This is a genomic window from Steroidobacter cummioxidans (genome assembly GCF_003104955.1).
In genome coordinates this window covers 26,139-44,475 of sequence record NZ_LSRW01000067.1, presented here as the reverse complement: position 1 = coordinate 44,475, position 18,337 = coordinate 26,139, and the positions used below count along the sequence as shown (strand labels likewise).

Below are 18,337 nucleotides of genomic sequence, written 5' to 3'. Positions count from 1 at the left end.
TCGTTCTTAGACGCGCGGGACCGAACATACGCGCATTGTTAGCGGTACCGCAACTGCTGCCGCTCCCTCGCGCGATCCATGAGCAACTTGGCGACGGCTTCGCGCGCTTCGTCCTCACTCGTGCCGGCCGCAAACTCAAAGACCTCATGCGCATCGAACGGGTTCGAAAATCGAACCGGCTCGCCCTTGGTCTTCGGCTCCGAGTCTCGCCTCTCCACCTGAGGGGCCTGTGCCATGACATTCTGTGCCACCGGCTGAGCGCCCTCGTTGGCCAATGGCATAAGAACGTAGAGCGTGCCCAGGGCTGCAAAGAGAGAGACAAGCGTGATGGAAAGGCCGGATAACGGCAGTCGCAGAGCGGTTGCCAGCGCCTCTGATGCACTCGGCGCGGCCGTCGTAGTCGTTGCGTTCGCCTGTGCCACCGCGCAGCCTTCGGGAACGCAACGCTCGTGCTCGTTGTTGTCGCGGCCCTCCGAAAGCTCGCGAAGATCCTGCGCGCTCAGCTCCACTTCCGCGTCTGGCTCCTCAGCCTCGACATTCATTTCCTTGGGTCCGCGCATCAATTCTCTCCCCCGCTTTCAGCCGATCAAGCATTGGACTCAAACCAGTGCGTTGGGCTGCCTGCGCATCCGCACGCATATCTCGTACACGCAAAGCTGGATCAAAGAGTTTCTTTCGATGGCCAATTGGAATGCAAAACGTGACTTGCGTCACAAGATGCCCCCATGGCCCGAATTCGACACAATTCCACGAACAGCCATGAAGGTGATTGCCCGAGTGACTGAACTCAAACGTACGAGCGTGGCCAGATTGGTTGCTCAACCGATTGCAGCGACACACGGGTGATGCTCTAACATCTCATCGACAGCGATAGATGATCTGAACCGTATCGAGGCGGGCCTCGACGGAAGCATCCCTCAATGCCCACACGTCCAAATAGTGATACGTTGGGAAGCGCGCCGGAGCTGCAACATCACAGCGCGCAAGGCGGTATAGAGACCGTCATCCTGAAGGGGGCATGGACGACACTGGATCTTGCCGAGCTGGGGCCGGATCTCGAGCATGAGCTCGCGGACTACGGCGCGCGCAAGAATGTCACGTGGGATTTATCCCGGCTACAAGCACTCGATCGCACTGCCGCGCTCGTGCTCTGGCGCGCATGGGGTCGCAGGTTCCCCGAAAAGCTCCTGCTTCCGACGTCACAGCAAATCTGTTTCGCCCGGTTGCGTGGCGCGGAAGTATCGGGCGATGACACGCAGCGTCGGAATCTCACTGCGCCTGTCGTACAGCTCGGGCAGAGGTCTCTGCAGGCCGTGGGACAACTCCGCGACGCCATCTGGCTGATCGGCCAGCTCACGCTCGATCTGCTAGATCTCACTCGGCACCCGCAGCGTTTCCCCGGTCGCGAAATCTCGGCCACGATCTACACCGCCGGTGCGCAGGCATTGGGCATTCTTGCGCTGGTAGGCTTTCTGATCGGGGTCGTCTTCAGTTACCTCTCCGGTGACCAGCTCCGTCGATTTGGCGCGAGCAGCTTCGTCGTGAATCTTCTCGGCATCGCGACGGTGCGAGAGCTCGGCCCGCTACTCGCTGCGATTCTCGTGGCGGGCCGCTCAGGCTCGTCCATGACGGCGCAGCTCGGCGTCATGCGCCTGAATGAGGAGCTCGATGCACTCACGACCATGGGTATCCCGTACACACAGCGTCTCATCCTGCCCAAGGTGATCGCTCTCGCGCTGGCGCAGCCGCTGAGCGGTCTGTGGACAACCGCCATGGCGCTGCTTGGAGGGATGGTTTCCGCAAAGGTGTCGTTGGACATCGGCTTCAGGTACTTCATCACCCAACTGCCCGAGGTAGTGCCGATCGCGAACTACTGGATCGGACTCAGCAAGAGTGTGGTGTTCGGAACAATCATCGCTCTGGTGGCGTGTCATTTTGGCCTGCGCGTGAAGCCGGACACCGCCAGTCTGGGCGCGGGCACGACCAGCTCGGTCGTGGTCGGTATCACCGCTGTACTGATGGTCGATGCGCTCTTTGCCATAGTTTTCTCTCACGTCGGGACCTGACCATGTCCGCACCCGCTGCACCTGTCGTCGAGATCAAGGTGACCGGGCTCACCGCACAGTTTGGAAAGAACGTGGTGCTTCGGGACCTCGACCTGTCGGTGTATCGCGGCGAAATCCTGTGCATCGTCGGTGGATCCGGTTCAGGGAAAACCACGTTGCTGCGCGCCCTGCTGGGGCTGGATCGCCCCCCGGCAGGACGAATCGAAGTTCTCGGAGTGCCGCTTACCGCTCTCGGCGCGGAAAATCTGATGGCGCTGAGGCGGCACTCCGGAGTGCTCTTCCAGAGCGGCGCGCTTTTTTCTGCACTGACGGTCGCCGAGAACGTGGCGCTGCCCCTGCATGAGCTGCGCAGGTTCGATGAAGAGCTGATCCGTGAGATCGTGCTCATGCGCCTGGAGATGGTGGGCTTGAGCGGGAGCGACGCGGACAAGCTTCCCGCTGAACTCTCCGGCGGGATGACCAAACGAGTGGCGCTCGCGCGTGCGCTTGCCCTGGAGCCACGCGTCGTGTTTCTCGACGAGCCCACGGCGGGGCTGGACCCGGAGAGCGGCGACACATTCGTGAAGTTGATCTGCGACCTCCATCGGGAGCTGGGTATGAGCGTAGTGATGGTGACGCACGATCTCGATACCCTCGTTGCGGTTTCCGACCGGGTCGCCGTGCTGGCCGATCAGCGAGTCATCGCAGAGGCTCCACTCGAGCAAGTGATCAAGGTGCCGCATCCCTTCATCCGGAACTATTTCCTAAAGGGGCGCGGCCGTCGCGCGCTGGGCGCGCTCAGCATGCCTCCTCTTCCGGAGGAACATCGCTAGGAGATCAAACGTGGAAAGCCACTCTCATGCTCTCATTGCCGGACTGTTCGTAATCCTGCTCGGTCTCTGCGCAATTGCCGGGGCCGTGTTGCTCGGTCAGCCCGCTGGTCCCGCACAACTCCCCGTCGATCTGCTCACGACACACAGCGTTGAGGGTCTCAAGGTCGATGCGCCGGTGCGCCTCCGCGGTGTCGACGTGGGGAGCGTCGAATCGATTGCGTTTGACGCGCAACAGCCCAACCGCATTCGGGTGCGTGTCGCTGTGGACCCGAGCGCTCCGATCACGCGTGGAACGTACGCGGAGCTGAGCACTCAAGGCATCAGCGGGATTGCCTTCATTCAGCTCGACGACGAACCCGGACAAAGCAATGAGCCGTTGCCACGCTCCGCAGGAACCATTCCCGAAATGGAACTGCGGCCGGGTCTGTTTGAGCAGGCCGGGGACAGCTTACGTGAGGTGCTCGCGCAGACTCAGCGAGTCGCAGGCCGGCTCGAAGAAGTGCTGAGCGACCGTAACCAGCAGCGGCTACTCGCCCTGGTGGATTCCGTCACAGAGACCTCCGCGCGTTACGGAAAGCTCGCCCATGATCTCGAACCGATCACGAAAGCGCTGCCCGGACTGATCGAGAAAACAGCAGGCGTCGCGGACAATCTCTCCGAGCTCGGTGAAAGTGCAGAACGACGGCTTGTCCTGCTCGACACGCTAGGACAAGCGGCAAACGACCTGCACAACGACACCCTACCACGCGTGAACACGTTGCTCGATGAGGTATCCATCGACGCTCGTGAGCTCAGAGGTACGCTACGTCGCGCCAATGCGAGTCCGCAGAGTTTCATCTTCGGCGTCGCTCCGCCTCCGCCCGGGCCCGGGGAACGCGGGTTTGTCGCCACGCAGAGCGCCGATAAATGAACTACGTCGCGTTGGCGATCGCGCTGTTGACATCAGCCGGATGTAGTTTCCTCGGATCGAAGGAGGATCCCAAAGCGAGTTTCGATTTCGGCTCGCTAGGAGCTGAGGTATCGCAGCCGCACTCATCGGACTCGCCTGCGGCCCGCGTCGTGATCGCCGATATCAAGGCGCCTGCATGGATCGACAGTCCGTCAATGTACTATCGACTGGCGTATCGGAATGCGGCACAACCGATCCCCTACGCGCGCAGTCAATGGGTGATGTCTCCCGCTGATCTGTTGACACAGCGACTCAGGTCAACGGTTGAAGCATCCATTGCAGGCGACGTGCATCGAGCTGCGGCGGGCACTCCCGAGTTCCTCACGCTGCGCTCGGAGCTGGTGGACTTCGAGCAAGTCTTCGACGAACCGGACCGCAGTCGTGGCGTCCTGCGCCTGCGCGCCACGCTGTCTGGTGATGGCGTGTGGGCACAGCGAACGTTTACCATCGAGAAGCCAGCGCCCAAAGCCGATGCGGCGGGTGGCGTCACCGCCTTGATTCAATGTGCCGACGAATTGGCTGCGCAGCTCGATGCGTGGGTTTCTGCGAACCGCAGACAACGTTAGGAGCGTCGAATCTGCGGCCAATCGACCGAGCCGTTGCCAGTTACACCAGGTCCGAGAAGGAGTCGTACAGGTAGTGCGCCTGGTACTGCAGCATGTCGCGCGAAGTGACGATCTCTTCGAACACGCTGTACAGCGGGTCGTCGATGCGGTGGAACTGCAGCTCGGCACCCGCAGTCATGTCGGGCAAGTAGTCGGATTGCGAATGGCTCTGCTGCCACCCGGCCCACATGCGATCGATGTTGCAGTGGTGGAGGAAAAACACCGGATCGTTGGGCGACGATGACAGACTCATGTCGCCGCCCACCCAGACGTGCACATTGTTGTGCAGACGCGCCGGGCCCACCCAGCCCTCCAGGCGATTGCGCATGCCGCCGGAACTCGACGAGTTGAAAGGCGCCTGGTCATAAACCGATTCCTGCTGCAGGACTTCTCGCGCTTCGTTACGCGATGGTAGCCTGCCGCCGCGCCCAAGCTGCCTCAGCAACGTTCGATCCACCTGCATCAAGTTGCCAGTAGAGCCGTTCATGGCCAGACGCACGCGCCATTCGGGCTGCACGAATTGGCCCAGGTTCGCCGCACTCCAGATCTCCGAGGTGGTCGGGTTTGGCAACGCCGCGTCGGCGCAGAAGTCCCAATACGGAATGCGAAATGTTTCATCGTTGAGCGTCTGTTGGAGCAGCCGCTCCAACGTGAGCAGGAAATAGCGATGCCACGGCAAGAACGACGGCCCCGAGTGGGCGGCGTTGCGATCCGTCTGCCCCGGTGGCGTCATCATCATCATGGAGTTGTGATGCCACATCACGAACACGTCGTACAGTGACAGGTCCTGCCGCCCCGGCCAGGGCGAGATGGCCGGATCTTTCAGGCGCCGCACTCCCTCCACATACATGCGCGCACTGCTGGCGTTCGCCAGAAAATTGCTGCGGATCATTCGTGATCTCCATGACCGTGCCCGCCGTGGCCATGGCCGTGCCCGCTGTGCTGTCCCTCGAACGATTCGGGATAGCCGTCGATGATGGCCTTCATGAGATCCACCGCGGAGCCGTAAGTCACAAATGGCGTAGCATGGGTATAGACGCGGCCGTCCTCGTCGACAGACAAATGAGCACGAACCGACTGGCCATCCACTTCGATACGGTAGCTGGTGATCACCCGGATCTGATGACCGTTGTGCGAGAACTCGCGCACGCTGGTCGCCTCATGGCCCGCATGCGCATCGACATAGCCGGGGAACCGATCGCGCACCCAGGAAGGATGCGAGTTCACAGGATCTGTGGGCGAGTACCGCGCCAACACGGACAGATCGGGAAGCTTCGCTAAAGGCTTGTTATCGTCGTCAGCCATGTCCGTCTCTCGTTAACGTAGGGCTGCTGCCCGGCGAGGTGCGGCGTCATCGAGCAATGCGGCGGTCATCGCCGTCGCGAGCTGGCCTTCGCACACCCCGTCGAACGCCGCAAACATCGGCGAGGTATTGAGCTCCAGGAACACTGGGGTCCCAGTGGCTGGATCGGTTTTGAAATCTGCCGCGCCAAAATCCACCCCCAATGACGCGCACAGCCGCAGCAGAGCGGCGCGCATGCTGACGGGCATGCCGCTGTCCGATGGCTCGATGCGCGCGTTGCGATCCAAACGGTAGTCCAGCATCGGCGAATGGATTTTGAATACTCGGGTGGTGGTGCCGACCACATACACGCGATATTCCGGGTAGGTCAGTCGTTCCTGTAACAAAGCGGGCGTAGCCGCCCGACCCACGCGCCACTCGGTGGCATCCAGCGCCTTCTGCTGCGTCTCGCAGTACGTACCGCCGGCCACCGGTTTGACGATGCAATGCTCGCCGGCTCGTTGCGTGATTTCCTGGGAGTTACTGACGTGCGTGGCTGGCACCGGCAATCCCATCTGCCGAGCAGCATGCAGCACCGCGATCTTGTTGGTGGCCTGCATGGACAGATGGCCGTTGAACCAGCGCAGCGTCGGCACTGACCAGCACCAGCCGCTCAAGGCCGAGAACCAGCCGTAAGCAGACTCGGCCGTGCTGGCCCGGCCGTTGGCCAGCGCATCGAACACGTCGTGCCGGATGAAAGCGGCATCGACCTGCCGTTCGATGCCGTCGATGGTGAGCGCCGCCGATCCAAGGGTCCAGTTCATCATCGGCGGACGAGCGGAGTTGATACGCAAGGTGAGCGTTTCACAACCGGCTCGTTCCGCCGCATGCAACAGGCAATCGATATTCGGATCGCGACCGCCGCCCGCGACGAGTAAGCGCCGCCCCACGTTACCAACGCCCGAACGGCGATCGCCACGGCTCCGGGTCAGTCCAGCCCTGATCCCATGGCGAAGTCCGCGGATCGTCGGTTACCGGACTGCTTGGCGGAAAGTGCTCGCCGATCCGACCCGACGGGAACTGCTCCATTCCCTGCGGCCCGGTCGGCGTTTCCTCACCCAGCGCCCAGGTCGTCGGCGGCCGGTGCGGCATGGGCCAGACCGGTGTTTCTTCGCCGAGCGCCAGCGTAGTGAACACGGGCTTCCTCACCAGCTCGGTGATCTCATTGGTGCGCGCGACGACCCGGACAGCGACCACATCGTCTGCATGCTCCTGCCACAAGTAGGATGCGCTGATCGGCGTCAATACTTTGAGCCCTCCTGGCGGCGGCTCCGCCTGAAACTCGAGATCGAGCACGCCGTCGGCCGACAGCTCCGCGTCCGGCGTTTGTAATACGAGCTCCGGATCGTGCCAACCCGTGCTGCCGGCCCAGCCGGTCACATTGATCAACAGTTGCGGAGGCTCGGACTTGAGTAGCGCAACTTCCACGCTCTGCACAGAAACAATCATGCGCTTGGCCATGCGAAGCTCCTCGAGCGACGAATATTTATCAGTGTGTTTCGGTGACGGGCATCTCGGCGATGAGCTGCGAGTTCGCGAATACGGTGACGCTGCCGTAGTGCGGCATTTGTGGGGTCACCGTGACGTCGTAACGAACCTTCACCCATTCGATCTTGTCCGGCCAGGTACCGGGACGCTGTTCCACTTCAAGATCGAGCAGCAGAATGGTGGGATTGATGCCTTGCGGTTGGCGATAAACCAATTGCGCAACCATGCCTGGGTTGCCGAGCTCGACTTCGCCCACGACATGAAATCCATCCGGTGGCGGCGGCATCCGGTCGATCCAGGCCGCCCAGTCTCGGGTCTGCATGTGCCCTCCTGTGACATCGGCAACGGGCTGCCGGTGGAGCAGAAACCTAATCCCGGCTGTTTGCTTTTATAATCACCCACGCGGGTGATGGCACCGGCAAGGCGTCACTTTCGGCGGGCCTCACCTGGAAGGGTGATGCCAATGTTTGTTCATTGCGGGTAATTTTCGCGCGCGTCGATCAGGGAAACGGAGCATCGATCATGACTCTACGTTCCGGTGCGCTCGCCACCATGGGCGAGCTCCCTTCCGAGCGGCGCCTGCAGCCGCGGCGCGCGAAGGATCTGGAGTGTTACACGCTGGCTTCCTTTGCGGCCTGGCTCATCGAACGCGAGCCGTTCGCCAGCGTCATTGTCGATCGTCACATGCGCGTGCTACTGGCCAATGCCGCCGCAAGCGAAATGTTGGAGCGGACCCGGCAGATCGAGCTGCGTGGCTCGACGCTCAGTTTCAGCAGCAAGGCCCACCGCGCCGTCATCGCCAAAGTGTTGAATGAGCAAGCCAGCGAAGGCGTGTTCCAAATCCGTGCCGAAGGCAGGCCCGAGACGGCGCGTATCGAAGCCATCGGCTTCGGGCCGCACGCCAAGGGCTATCTGATGCTCACCGTGGCCCGGCCCGCATCGACCCTGCTCACCAAACTGAGACGATCGCTGCGGTTGACGCCCGCTGAATCCCAGATCGCTTTCGCCATCGCGAGGGGCTCGTCGCAACGGCAGATCGCACGCATGCGACGGGCTTCGATCAACACCATCAAGACTCAGGTCCGCTGCATCTACCAGAAAGCCGGCGTGCGCTCGCAGGCCGGCCTGGCCAGCAAGGTCGCCGAGATTCGCTGAGCCCGCTCATTCGCATCGCAGGAGACGTCATGGCAACGAAGAAAAAGAAGTCCTCCGCCAAAAAGAAATCTGCCAAACGGCGCACGCCCCGGGCGATCAGGAAAAAGGCCGCCAAGAAGAAGGCAGCCGGGAGCCGCTCCAGAGCTCGCAGCAACGTCGCGCTGATCAGCGTAACCAGCACACCGGTGCAACGCGCCCTGGTCACCGCGGCCAATCCCGATACCGCTGCGGACGCCATTCAGCCAGAACAGCGACCGCTGACCTTCAAGCTGCAGGGCGCGGCGCCCGAAATGGTGCGTGTCACGCTCGACAGTGCCAATGAGCTCGTGTTGCTCAATGGCCAGTCCTGGCCATCCAGGGCGCGCAGCAAAGGAACACCCGTGCAGGTGAGGATCAACCTGCTCGGAATGCCCGGCCAGACCGCCACCATTGCCGTGACCAATGGCAGCCGATCGACGATCAGGGCGACCATCCCTGGCACGGGAGCAAACAAGACCAACCACGACGCCGCATCCACAATCAACGCGCACTGGTGAACGTGATGAACAACTGGTTGCGTTTGCTGGCGGCAGCGGCGGTGCTGGTGGCCCCTGTCTCCCAGGGTGTTGAAGTGGATACGATTCAGACAGGCCTGAGCCAAGTGGACGATGGCGATGCGCGATCCAGTGGCGCGGGTTTCGCCAGCAAGCTGGTGCTCGAAGCCCAGCAAGGCAAAAGCCTCGCAACGCTGCGCCTCGGCACTTTGAAGCCATTCACCGCCGAAACGTTTCTTCGCCCGGCTTTGACTGTTTCGGCACCGTTCGACAGCGACAAGGCGGACAGCGTGGAGCTCGGCACTTTGTCGGGCCTCACCGCGGGCTCGAACGCCAGACTGGAGATCGGGACGCTGTTCTGGCCCATCGTCGCGCCACTGGAGGATGTGTGCGTGGACGAGATTCCCAACCTCATCATCGGCGCGCAGTGGATCGTCGAGGGCAACGGCTACATGGATGGCATTGTCAACAAGTCAACCAATGGCACCTGCGAAGAATCGCTGTTCGAGCGCTCGGAGCTGGAAGGCATCGTCAAGCGCGTGAACCAGGAACGGCAGGAGCGATGGAAGCAGGAGGCCGATAAGCGGCATCTCGAAGGCATGCCTCCGCCCCCGCCGCCGAAGAAACTCGCACTGGCGCCGCCACGGGAACTCGGACGCGTCATCAAGCGGGCCAAGAGAAACCTGAGCGGCAGCGCCGTATTCAAAGGAATGCACATGGTCACGCTGGGGTTGAGCGGCAACAGCAACGACTACTCCTACGTATTGGCCGATGCGCCGACGGAAACCAAACAAAGCACGCGCAGAGGCAAAGGCGTATCGCTGTCCTACACTCAAGTCGGCCGCAGCGGAGTCCTGAACTACGGCTTTCAGTATGAGCGCAGCTACAAAGCTGGCAAACAAACTCAGATCTGCGCGCCCATCAACGGCACCACGGCCATGCAGTGTTCCAATGCCTCGATGGGCGCCCCCGTCGAGAAAACGTCCAAGATCGCGTTCATCGAGGTCCGGCGCATGTTCTCGAAGCTCCCGATCGCGATCAGCCCACGCATCGAATACGACACCGACGAGAGCGAGTTCGCCGTTAGCCTGCCGGTGTACCTGATTGCCGACGCCGACGGCGCGCTCACCGCCGGATTGAAGATCGGCTGGTCCGGCGAGGATGACGACATCGGCGTCGGCGTGTTCGTCGGCAAAGCGTTCAGCTTTTTCGATTGACTCGAACGCTGCATCACCAGCGCTGCGACACCGCAATAAGCGTGCATATGACTGGAGCAACGTCGGCAGAGTTCGCGCGGCACGCCTGGGACTTCCGCGATGCTGCGCTGGGTGCAGAGCGCTTGCTTGGCGAGCGCGATGAGTATCTGCTCAATGCTTCATTGCCCGTCGCATTCCTCTTCGGAACATGCATCGATCTGGCTCTCAGGTCGTATATCCTGGCCATGGACTCATCGCTGACACAGTTCGCCAGCCCGGATTGCCGTCACGATCTGGAATCGCTCGTCGATGAGGCAAGCAGACTGGGGCTTGCCAGGCTCATCAGGGTGGAAGCATACGACCTGCAGATGCTCCGCGTGCTGAGTCAGCTGCGTTCAAAGACGACCTGTGAGTACAGCGCAGTACAGAGCGAAGAAATCCCCATCTTCGATTCGATGAAAAAACTCTCGGAGAAACTGCTGGAGATCGCCTGCGCCATGGCGGGCTACGAGAGAACGACGTATGAATGAGCCTCATCGCCGACGTGCAAGTTGCTCATAGACGCTTGGCTCCAGCTCCACAACTGTTCGACGATCGCTCCGGCGGCCCGGGGGCGATATCCCCTACTCCAGTGTCGGGCTCTCGATGGCAAAACATGCAAACGGCGAGCTTATCGCACGCGGGAACACTGCGGCGACCGAAACATTGAATCGTCATGACCGAGCCCGTGACACCCAAGGCCTATGACCGTCCCACGGGTGGTTGGGGCTCCCTCGAAGGAATGGCAAAGGTCGAGCTCGCAGGCAAGGCCGGACCGAGCGCGCTCGAAACCCTCGCGATACAGAACAAGCCCGAAGGGCATATGTGCACGTCCTGCGCGTGGGCCAAGCCACCCAACCCGCACGTAGCCGAGTTCTGCGAGAACGGCGCGAAGGCGACGATCTGGGACCTCACGAGCAAACGCTGTACTCCGGAATTTTTTGCCGAGCACACGGTGAGCGAGCTGAGGAAATGGAGCGATCACGATCTCGAAGTGGTCGGGCGACTCACTGAGCCCTTGCGTTACGACGCAGCCAGCGACCGCTACTTGCCTGTGAGCTGGGATGAGGCGTTCGCCGCCATCGGGCTGGCACTCAGACGACTCGATCCCAGATCGACGACGTTTTATACGTCGGGCAAAGCCGGACTGGAGGCTTCATATCTGTATGCGCTGTTCGCACGCATGTACGGGCACAACAATCTGCCGGACAGCTCCAACATGTGTCATGAGACCACGTCGGTCGGGCTCAATAAGGTCGTCGGTTCCGGAGTCGGTACGTGCCAGTCCGAAGATCTCGCTCATTGTGACGCAATCTTCTATCTGGGCCAGAATCCCGGCAGCAACAGCCCGCGTATCCTTCATCCGCTGAAGGATGCCGTGGAGCGAGGCTGCAAGATCGTGGCGTTCAATCCACTGAGGGAGCGCGGGCTGATCGAGTTCGTCGATCCCCAGAACCCCTGGCAGATGACGTTCGGCAAAGCGACGAAGATTGCGGATCAATATCTGCAGGTACGTCCCGGCGGCGACATCGCAGCGCTGATGGGCGTGTGCAAGCGAGTCATCGAACTCGATGCAATCGCGCAGGCTGCTGCGGGCGACGGTGTTCTCGATCGAGGATTTCTCGCCGAGCACACGCACGGGCTGGAAGACTTTCTCACCAAGCTGAGTTCGACCCGCTGGGACGAGATCGAGCATCACTCGGGACTCACCCGCGCCGAACTGGAGCGCGCCGGGGATGTGTATGCCGAGGCGCGCAACGTGATCGGCATCTATGGAATGGGACTCACGCAGCAGGTTTATGGATCGCAGGCGATCGGTTTGCTCGTCAATCTATTGCTACTACGCGGCAACATCGGAAGACAGGGCGCCGGCTGTCAGCCAATCCGCGGGCACTCGAACGTTCAGGGGCAACGCACGGTCGGCATTTCAGAGAAGCCCGAGCTCGTGCCGCTCGACAAACTGAAAGAGATTTTCGGTTTCGATCCGCCGCGCGAGAAAGGACGCAACACGGTTGAGTTCCTCGAAGCGCTGCTCAGCGGCGAAGCAAAAGCATTCATCGGGCTTGGCGGCAATCTCGCGCGCGCGGTGCCGGACCAGACACGCGTGCACGAGGTATGGAGAAGCACGGAGCTCACGGTGCACATTGCGACGCGCCTCAATTTCACGCATCTGCTCCCTGGAGAACAAGCTTGGCTGCTGCCCTGTCTGGTGCGTGCCGAGCAGGATATGCAGGCCAGTGGCCCGCAAACTGTGACGATCGAGGACAGCTTCAGTCATATCTACGGATCGATCGGCAGGCGTGAGCCTGCGAGCGAGCGTCTGAAGTCCGAAGTCGCTATCGTCGCTGGCATCGCCAAGGCGACGCTGCCGCCGAATCCGCGCTGGCAATGGGATGCTTGGACCGATGACTATGCCGCCATCCGCGAGCTCATCGCGCGAACCTATCCTGACCAATTCCACGACATGAGCGCGCGGATGAATCAGCCAGGCGGCTTCTATCGTGGCAACGAGGCGCACGACCGGATCTGGAAGACAAAGAGCGGCAAAGCGGAATTCACTGCCCCCACCGTGCTCGATGCGGGCGGCACCGGTGAAGCGCCGGGGCGCTTCCGGTTGGTCACCTTGCGTGCCAACGATCAGTTCAATACCACGATCTACAACGATGCCGATCGCCTGCGCGGCCTGGAAGGCAATCGAATGATCGTTCTCATGAATGCCCGGGAGATGCAGCGCGCACTGCTCTCAGAGGGCGAGTTGGTCACGCTGACAACTGATTACGACGACGGGATCGCACGCGAGGTCTCGGGTCTCGCGGTGACACCCTATGACCTTCCAGACGGATGCGTCGCGGGCTACTACCCGGAGCTCAATCCGCTCGTGCCTCTGAATCATCATGAGCAGTTGTCGAAGACACCGGCCGCGAAAGGTGTGCCGGTGCGCATTCGACAGCCCCACTCAGCTCGCCATTGAGCTTTAGCGCCCATAAAAAAGCGGGGACCGGATTGCCCGGTCCCCGCTTCGTTCCATCGCTAGACGCCCGCGTTAGAAGGACCCGCGGTAGCCCAGAGTGAACCGCCGGCCGATGCGGTCGTAGTCCACGTTCGACTGTCCCTGGTAATAGCCAGCACCAAAGCTGCCGGCGATCATCGGCGGATCTTCGTTGGTCAGGTTGTCGATCACCCCGAAGATCTCACCCCAGCGACCCAGGTTGTAGGTCATATTGAGCCTGAACACCTGATATGAATCGATGCGGTTCATATTGATGGTCGTGAAGCCCGCGCCGCTCAGAACTTCGGGAGGACAGTTGCTCTCGCAGGCATGCAGGCCGCGGGCGTAGGTGCCCGAGCTGATGCCTTGCATCTGCAGTGTCACTGTCACCGGGTCCAGGGCGTAGGTCAGCGAAGTGAGATAACGATAGCGCGGCGCAATCGTGCCGGAGTTGATACCCGATACGCCACCCGTGTTGATGACACCGCGACCATTCAGCTCACCGTTGATTGGATCCTGAGTCTTCAACTGCATGATGAAGGACGTCATGCCAAACCACCGCAACTCACCCCTTGGCAGAGGCAAGGAGTAGTTGGCGTTCACGTCGATGCCATTTTGACTCACGCCAGCCAGGTTGAGCGGCGAGCCGGTGATCAGGGACACCTGATTGAAAACGCCATTCACCGTCTGCGGCCCTTCACGCTCGATCATGTCGCAGAACGGGTTACCCGTCAGCGAGCTCGTGGATCTGTAGTGATTGAAGCACTGCTGCAGGATCGTGGCGTTGTTGAACGAAGAAATGGCGTCCTTGATCACGATGTCGTAGTAGTCCACCGAGAAGTTGAACCTTGGAATGAAGCGCGGCTGGAAGACCAAGCCAACGCCAGTGGTGTAGCCCCGCTCCGGCTTCAGCGCAGTGCTGCCAGGCGTAGTGGACCTCAGCAAGTACGCGGCTCCTGTCGGCAGCCCGGTGACAGGATTCAACGCTCCATCGAACGGATCAACGGTGTTGCCCGTGCCCACCACGCCGGGGTTGAACATCTCACCCAGATTCGGGGCGCGAATGTCCAGCGAACGGGTCCAACGGAAGCGAATATCCGACACCGGCGTCCAGCTGGCACCGATCTTCCAGGTGGTGGCATCGCCGGAAACGCTATAGCTGGTCTCACGAACGCCTGCGTTGAGATCCACAGCTTCCGCGAATGGCACATCCCTCAACAGCGGGACGATGGTCTCGAGGTAACCCTCCTTCACGTTGAACGAACCGTCCGTGGCCTTGTAGTTGCCGGCGAAGAAAGCATTGGCCTGGTCGAGGTCGCTGACGGCGCCATCCACCCATTGCCTGCGGTACTCCGCACCGAATGCAGTGGACACTGGCCCCGCCCAGGTGGAGAACGGCTCACCGCTCATATTCGCACCCACCTGGTACTGCCGGATCGTCATGTCCGACCAGCCGGTGGAGGAGACATAGTCGATGGCCGCCTGGCTGTTGACCCCCAGGCCCATGGGGTTATAGGGCACACAGCCTGCTTGCGGCGGAGCTGCCCCTCTGGCGATGTTGGATGCCGTCAAAGATGCGAAGTAGGCCGGATCGCAAACGATGTTGCCGTTGCCATCACGAATGGCACGCGTGGCAGCGGTCCAGTTCGCCGTAACCGCAACCCCGGGCGTTTTGGAAACGATGTTCGTCTGGTCGTAGCCGCCGTAGGCATCCCAGGTCCAGTTGGTGCCGATGAAATTGAAGCTGCCTTCGACACCCAGCATGGCGCGCCGCGTCTCGCGGTCGTTGATACCCTGCAACGGCGACATGTCGCCATTGAACGTTCCGACCGTGATCTGCGAAACGTTGTTGGCAGTCATCTCTGCCTGCAAGTTCGCTGGAATAAACGGATTGCCGGAGAGAATCGTGGCACCCGTGCCGCCATTGTTGAGGTTGGGCACCACCCAGCGGTTGTGCGAATGGGTGGTGGCCCAGCCAAGCTCCGCGTAGACATTGGTGGTATCGGTGAGGTCCCAGCTCAGCCGACTGAACAAATTGCGACGCGCGAGCGGTAGAGCAATGCTCGTGGTTTGATCGATACGCGCATCCTCCCAGTCTCCTCCCAGCATGGTGGTGCCCGGGACGTTGTTGACGAAGCTGCCAAAGTTGAACGGCGCAGTTGCGCCACCTTGGACGAACTGGGTGTTCTGAATTGGGCAGCGAGTACCGGGAGCAGCTCCTGGGACGGAGTTCGCGTTCAAATTCGCGGTAGACGTGCCGACCCTGCAATTGATGATCAGGCCGCCCATCGTGCCGTTGCCCGGACCGACATTGGGGGCAATGATGAAACGAGGCAATCCATTCGTGGTGGTATAGGCGGGGTTGGCCATGAGCTGCCAGTTTTCGTTGTCGGCCCACTTGCGATGGGTACCGAAGACGCCGTCGTCCTCGGTCATTTCACCCGCCAGCAGGAAATGGCCGCGGCCATCGGCAAACTCGCTGCCGTGGGTCAGAGCCATCCTGAAAGTCTCGCCGTCGCCCTCCTCGGACTGGCCACCCTGGACCGTGATCTTGTTGCCGACGTAGTCTTTGTTGAGAACGAAGTTCACCACGCCAACGACGGCGTCCGAACCGTAGGACGCAGACGCACCGCCCGTCACCACTTCCACGCGCTGGACCAGCTCGCCGGGGATGGAGTTCGTATCCACCGCGCCGGCGTTATTGCCACTGCCCACGATCGAGGGCACCAGGCGCTTGCCGTCGAACAGCACCAGCGTGCGGTTCGCGTTGAGGTTACGCAGGTTCAGCAGGTTCGCGCCGGCGGTGCCTGTGCCCACGTTCGAGGAAAGATTGCTCGAGGTCAGACTGCCGGAGAATTGCGGCATCTGGATGACGGACTGCGAAATGGTCGTGGTCGCCATTTGCTTGAGCGTGTCCTCGCCCAGGACGCTCACTGGCGTCGGCGCTTCGAAACCATCGGTACGCGAAATACGCGAACCCGTCACCGTGACTTCCTCGACCTGGGGGCCGGCGTCCTGCGCCATCGCTGTCCCCGTAGCAAACACCGTTGCCAATCCCACCAGGAATCCCGAGCCCCTTAATGCACGTCGCACCGAAACGGCGACGTCGGAACGCTGCCTAGCAGCTGCCATTGGAATATTCAATGCCATCCCCCTGAACCGAATTTGTTATCAGATAAAAAAACGACTGATCTGCCATCCCGACATTCGAACCGTCCGCCTTGGGCCGGTGAGCTGCAGCGTCGAGATATGGATCGCCATGCAACGTACTGCATGTGAATAAAATTTTTCATTCGTAATTCAGAGCAAAGCGGCGTTATTTTTCCACGTCGCCTCGTGTCCGCGCGCAATCTCGTCACCGAGTGAATGCGATGTTTTCTTTGTTACAGCGATGCACCCAGGGCGTTGCTTTGGCGCAAATCATGGAGGGTGAAGGCAGCTCAACCTGTCGAATGCTCATGCCCTACAGTGGTGCTGACGGACCATTCTCGCCCGCACGACGATGCAGTATGGTGTGGTCACCGAAAACAATGAGGGAGCCCTCGTGCGTCTGACGCTGCTGCTTGCGCTGCCTGTTCTTTTGCTTGGCTGCACCCCGAAACCGCCGGCCCAGGTCCAAACCGAGGCTGCGGCGACACCGGCAACACCGGGCGATTTCGCCTTTGCAGAGACCGACATCGAGACCCTGCAAGCGCGGATGACCGGCGGCCAGTTGAGCAGTCGCGAGCTGACGCAGGCCTACCTCGACCGGATTGCTGAAGTCGATGACGCTGGCCCTGTGCTGGGTTCGGTGATCGAGCTCAATCCGAATGCGCTCGACGAAGCCGCCGCGCTCGACGATGAACGACGGGCAGGCAAGGTGCGCGGGCCTTTGCACGGCGTGCCGATCCTGGTGAAGGACAATGTCGATGCGACACCCATGGTGAACTCGGCGGGCTCGCTCGCGCTCGCCGAGCATCGCCCCAAGTCCGATGCGTTCCTCGTTCGCAAGCTGCGCGAGGCAGGCGCGGTGATCCTCGGCAAGACCAACCTCAGCGAATGGGCGAACTTTCGCTCATCGCGCTCGACATCCGGCTGGAGCGGTCGCGGAGGACAAACCAAGAATCCCTATGCACTGGACCGTAACCCTTGCGGTTCCAGCTCCGGCACAGGCACGGCCATTGCTGCGAGCCTGGCCGCAGCCGGGATTGGCACGGAAACCGACGGCAGTATCATCTGCCCGTCCGCAGTCGCCGGCCTGGTCGGCATCAAGCCAACGGTTGGACTGGTCAGTCGCAGCGGCATCATTCCAATTTCTCAGAGCCAGGACACCGCCGGCCCAATGGCACGCAGCGTTGCGGATGCCGCCGTACTGCTCTCGGCGATTGCGGGACCCGATGCCGCCGACCGCGCGAGCGCCGCAGCTCCTAGCGACGCAACCTTCGACTATCAAACTCACCTGAAGAAGGATGCCCTGCAAGGGGCTCGCATCGGCGTCCTGCGCAAGTCGGCCGGCTTTCACCCCGACGTGGACCAGGCGTTCGAACGCGCCATCGGCGCGATGAGGGCCGCGGGCGCCGAAGTGGTCGATGCCGAAATTGCCACCGCCGGGCAGTGGGATGAGGCAGAGTTCGAAGTGCTGCTCTATGAATTCAAGAATGGCCTGAACGACTACCTCGCTGCTGCCGACGCGCCGGTCAAGTCGCTCACAGAGCTCATCGAATTCAACCGGAAGAACGCTGCTACAGAGATGCCATTCTTCGACCAGGAACTGCTCGAGCAGGCTCAAGCGAAAGGCTCGCTCACCGACCGGAAGTACAACGACGAGCGCCAGAAAGCGCGACGGCTCGCACGAACCGAGGGCATCGAAGCGACTCTCAGCAAGCAAAAGCTCGACGTCCTGATTGCACCTGCAGCCGCGCCGGCGTGGCTGACGGATGTCGTGCTCGGCGACCACTTCGTCGGCGGCGGTTATGGAGCGGCGGCAGTCGCAGGAACGCCCAGCATCACCGTACCCATGGGTGAAAGCTTCGGCTTGCCGATCGGTATCGTTTTTATGGGACGGCCCTGGAGCGAGGCACGCCTGATCGAATTCGCCTACGCATTCGAGCAAGTCACCCAGGCGCGTAAGCCGCCCCGCTACCTGCCTACGGTGACCGCGACACCGCGGGACGGGAGCTGACA

At 61.4% G+C, this 18,337-nt stretch carries 17 protein-coding genes; 10 read left to right on the top strand and 7 right to left on the bottom strand.

The genetic code is table 11. The features are described from left to right. Positions 1–38 precede the first annotated feature (38 nt). Positions 39–509, bottom strand: a complete 471-nt coding sequence (locus D0550_RS26375) for a hypothetical protein (RefSeq protein ID WP_153067358.1) — start codon at positions 507–509, stop codon at positions 39–41. A gap of 411 nt (positions 510–920) precedes the next feature. Here D0550_RS26375 and D0550_RS26365 point away from each other — a divergent pair, with 411 nt between their 5' ends. The 4 genes from D0550_RS26365 to D0550_RS26350 are packed head-to-tail and all read left to right on the top strand — an operon-like array spanning position 921 to position 4,393. Further along, positions 921–2,066 (top strand): MlaE family ABC transporter permease, encoded by a 1,146-nt coding sequence (locus tag D0550_RS26365; protein ID WP_116812187.1) that lies wholly within the window; start codon positions 921–923, stop codon positions 2,064–2,066. Positions 2,067–2,068: 2 nt separating this feature from the next. Continuing rightward, positions 2,069–2,878 (top strand): ABC transporter ATP-binding protein, encoded by an 810-nt coding sequence (locus tag D0550_RS26360; protein ID WP_116812186.1) that lies wholly within the window; start codon positions 2,069–2,071, stop codon positions 2,876–2,878. Between the two features lie 10 nt (positions 2,879–2,888). Then, the gene (locus tag D0550_RS26355) at positions 2,889–3,788 is read left to right on the top strand and encodes an MlaD family protein (protein ID WP_161966061.1); all 900 of its coding nucleotides are present in this window, start codon (positions 2,889–2,891) and stop codon (positions 3,786–3,788) included. Continuing rightward, entirely contained in the window at positions 3,785–4,393 is a 609-nt protein-coding gene (locus tag D0550_RS26350; RefSeq protein WP_116812184.1) for an ABC-type transport auxiliary lipoprotein family protein, read from the top strand. Before D0550_RS26355 ends, D0550_RS26350 begins: the two co-directional genes overlap by 4 nt. A 40-nt stretch (positions 4,394–4,433) precedes the next feature. Here the strand turns inward: D0550_RS26350 and D0550_RS26345 are convergent, their stop codons facing one another. From D0550_RS26345 to D0550_RS26325, 5 genes are read right to left on the bottom strand one after another with little or no spacing between them, the layout of a single operon-like run. Next, a complete protein-coding gene (locus D0550_RS26345) occupies positions 4,434–5,324 on the bottom strand; it encodes a tyrosinase family protein (RefSeq protein ID WP_116812183.1) in 891 nt (296 codons plus the stop codon). Further along, positions 5,321–5,737 (bottom strand): hypothetical protein, encoded by a 417-nt coding sequence (locus D0550_RS26340; protein WP_116812182.1) that lies wholly within the window; start codon positions 5,735–5,737, stop codon positions 5,321–5,323. Before D0550_RS26340 ends, D0550_RS26345 begins: the two co-directional genes overlap by 4 nt. A 12-nt stretch (positions 5,738–5,749) precedes the next feature. Then, positions 5,750–6,664, bottom strand: a complete 915-nt coding sequence (locus tag D0550_RS26335; protein ID WP_116812181.1) for an ATP-grasp domain-containing protein — start codon at positions 6,662–6,664, stop codon at positions 5,750–5,752. 1 nt (position 6,665) lies between these two features. After that, complete coding sequence (locus tag D0550_RS26330) at positions 6,666–7,235, bottom strand: hypothetical protein (RefSeq protein WP_116812180.1); 570 nt, start codon at positions 7,233–7,235, stop codon at positions 6,666–6,668. Positions 7,236–7,263: 28 nt separating this feature from the next. After that, the gene (locus D0550_RS26325) at positions 7,264–7,584 is read right to left on the bottom strand and encodes a hypothetical protein (protein WP_116812179.1); all 321 of its coding nucleotides are present in this window, start codon (positions 7,582–7,584) and stop codon (positions 7,264–7,266) included. Positions 7,585–7,784: 200 nt separating this feature from the next. On the opposite strand from D0550_RS26325, the gene D0550_RS26320 reads away from it, so the two are divergent. The 5 genes from D0550_RS26320 to D0550_RS26300 all read left to right on the top strand — a co-directional run bounded on the left by D0550_RS26320 (position 7,785) and on the right by D0550_RS26300 (position 13,156). Beyond that, on the top strand, positions 7,785–8,417 hold the full coding sequence (locus D0550_RS26320; protein WP_116812178.1) for a helix-turn-helix transcriptional regulator: 633 nt from the start codon (positions 7,785–7,787) through the stop codon (positions 8,415–8,417). A 29-nt stretch (positions 8,418–8,446) separates the two neighbouring features. Then, complete coding sequence (locus tag D0550_RS26315) at positions 8,447–8,953, top strand: hypothetical protein (RefSeq protein WP_116812177.1); 507 nt, start codon at positions 8,447–8,449, stop codon at positions 8,951–8,953. A gap of 5 nt (positions 8,954–8,958) precedes the next feature. After that, on the top strand, positions 8,959–10,167 hold the full coding sequence (locus D0550_RS26310; RefSeq protein WP_153067357.1) for a hypothetical protein: 1,209 nt from the start codon (positions 8,959–8,961) through the stop codon (positions 10,165–10,167). Positions 10,168–10,214: 47 nt separating this feature from the next. Continuing rightward, positions 10,215–10,676 (top strand): hypothetical protein, encoded by a 462-nt coding sequence (locus D0550_RS26305; RefSeq protein ID WP_116812175.1) that lies wholly within the window; start codon positions 10,215–10,217, stop codon positions 10,674–10,676. A gap of 185 nt (positions 10,677–10,861) precedes the next feature. After that, the gene (locus D0550_RS26300; RefSeq protein ID WP_116812174.1) at positions 10,862–13,156 is read left to right on the top strand and encodes an FdhF/YdeP family oxidoreductase; all 2,295 of its coding nucleotides are present in this window, start codon (positions 10,862–10,864) and stop codon (positions 13,154–13,156) included. Positions 13,157–13,228: 72 nt separating this feature from the next. On the opposite strand, the gene D0550_RS26295 is transcribed toward D0550_RS26300, so the two are convergent. After that, a complete protein-coding gene (locus D0550_RS26295) occupies positions 13,229–16,306 on the bottom strand; it encodes a TonB-dependent receptor (RefSeq protein ID WP_161966060.1) in 3,078 nt (1,025 codons plus the stop codon). Between the two features lie 424 nt (positions 16,307–16,730). Here D0550_RS26295 and D0550_RS26290 point away from each other — a divergent pair, with 424 nt between their 5' ends. Then, positions 16,731–18,335: an amidase gene (locus D0550_RS26290; RefSeq protein ID WP_414717345.1), complete on the top strand. Its 1,605-nt coding sequence runs from the start codon at positions 16,731–16,733 to the stop codon at positions 18,333–18,335. Positions 18,336–18,337: the final 2 nt, after the last annotated feature.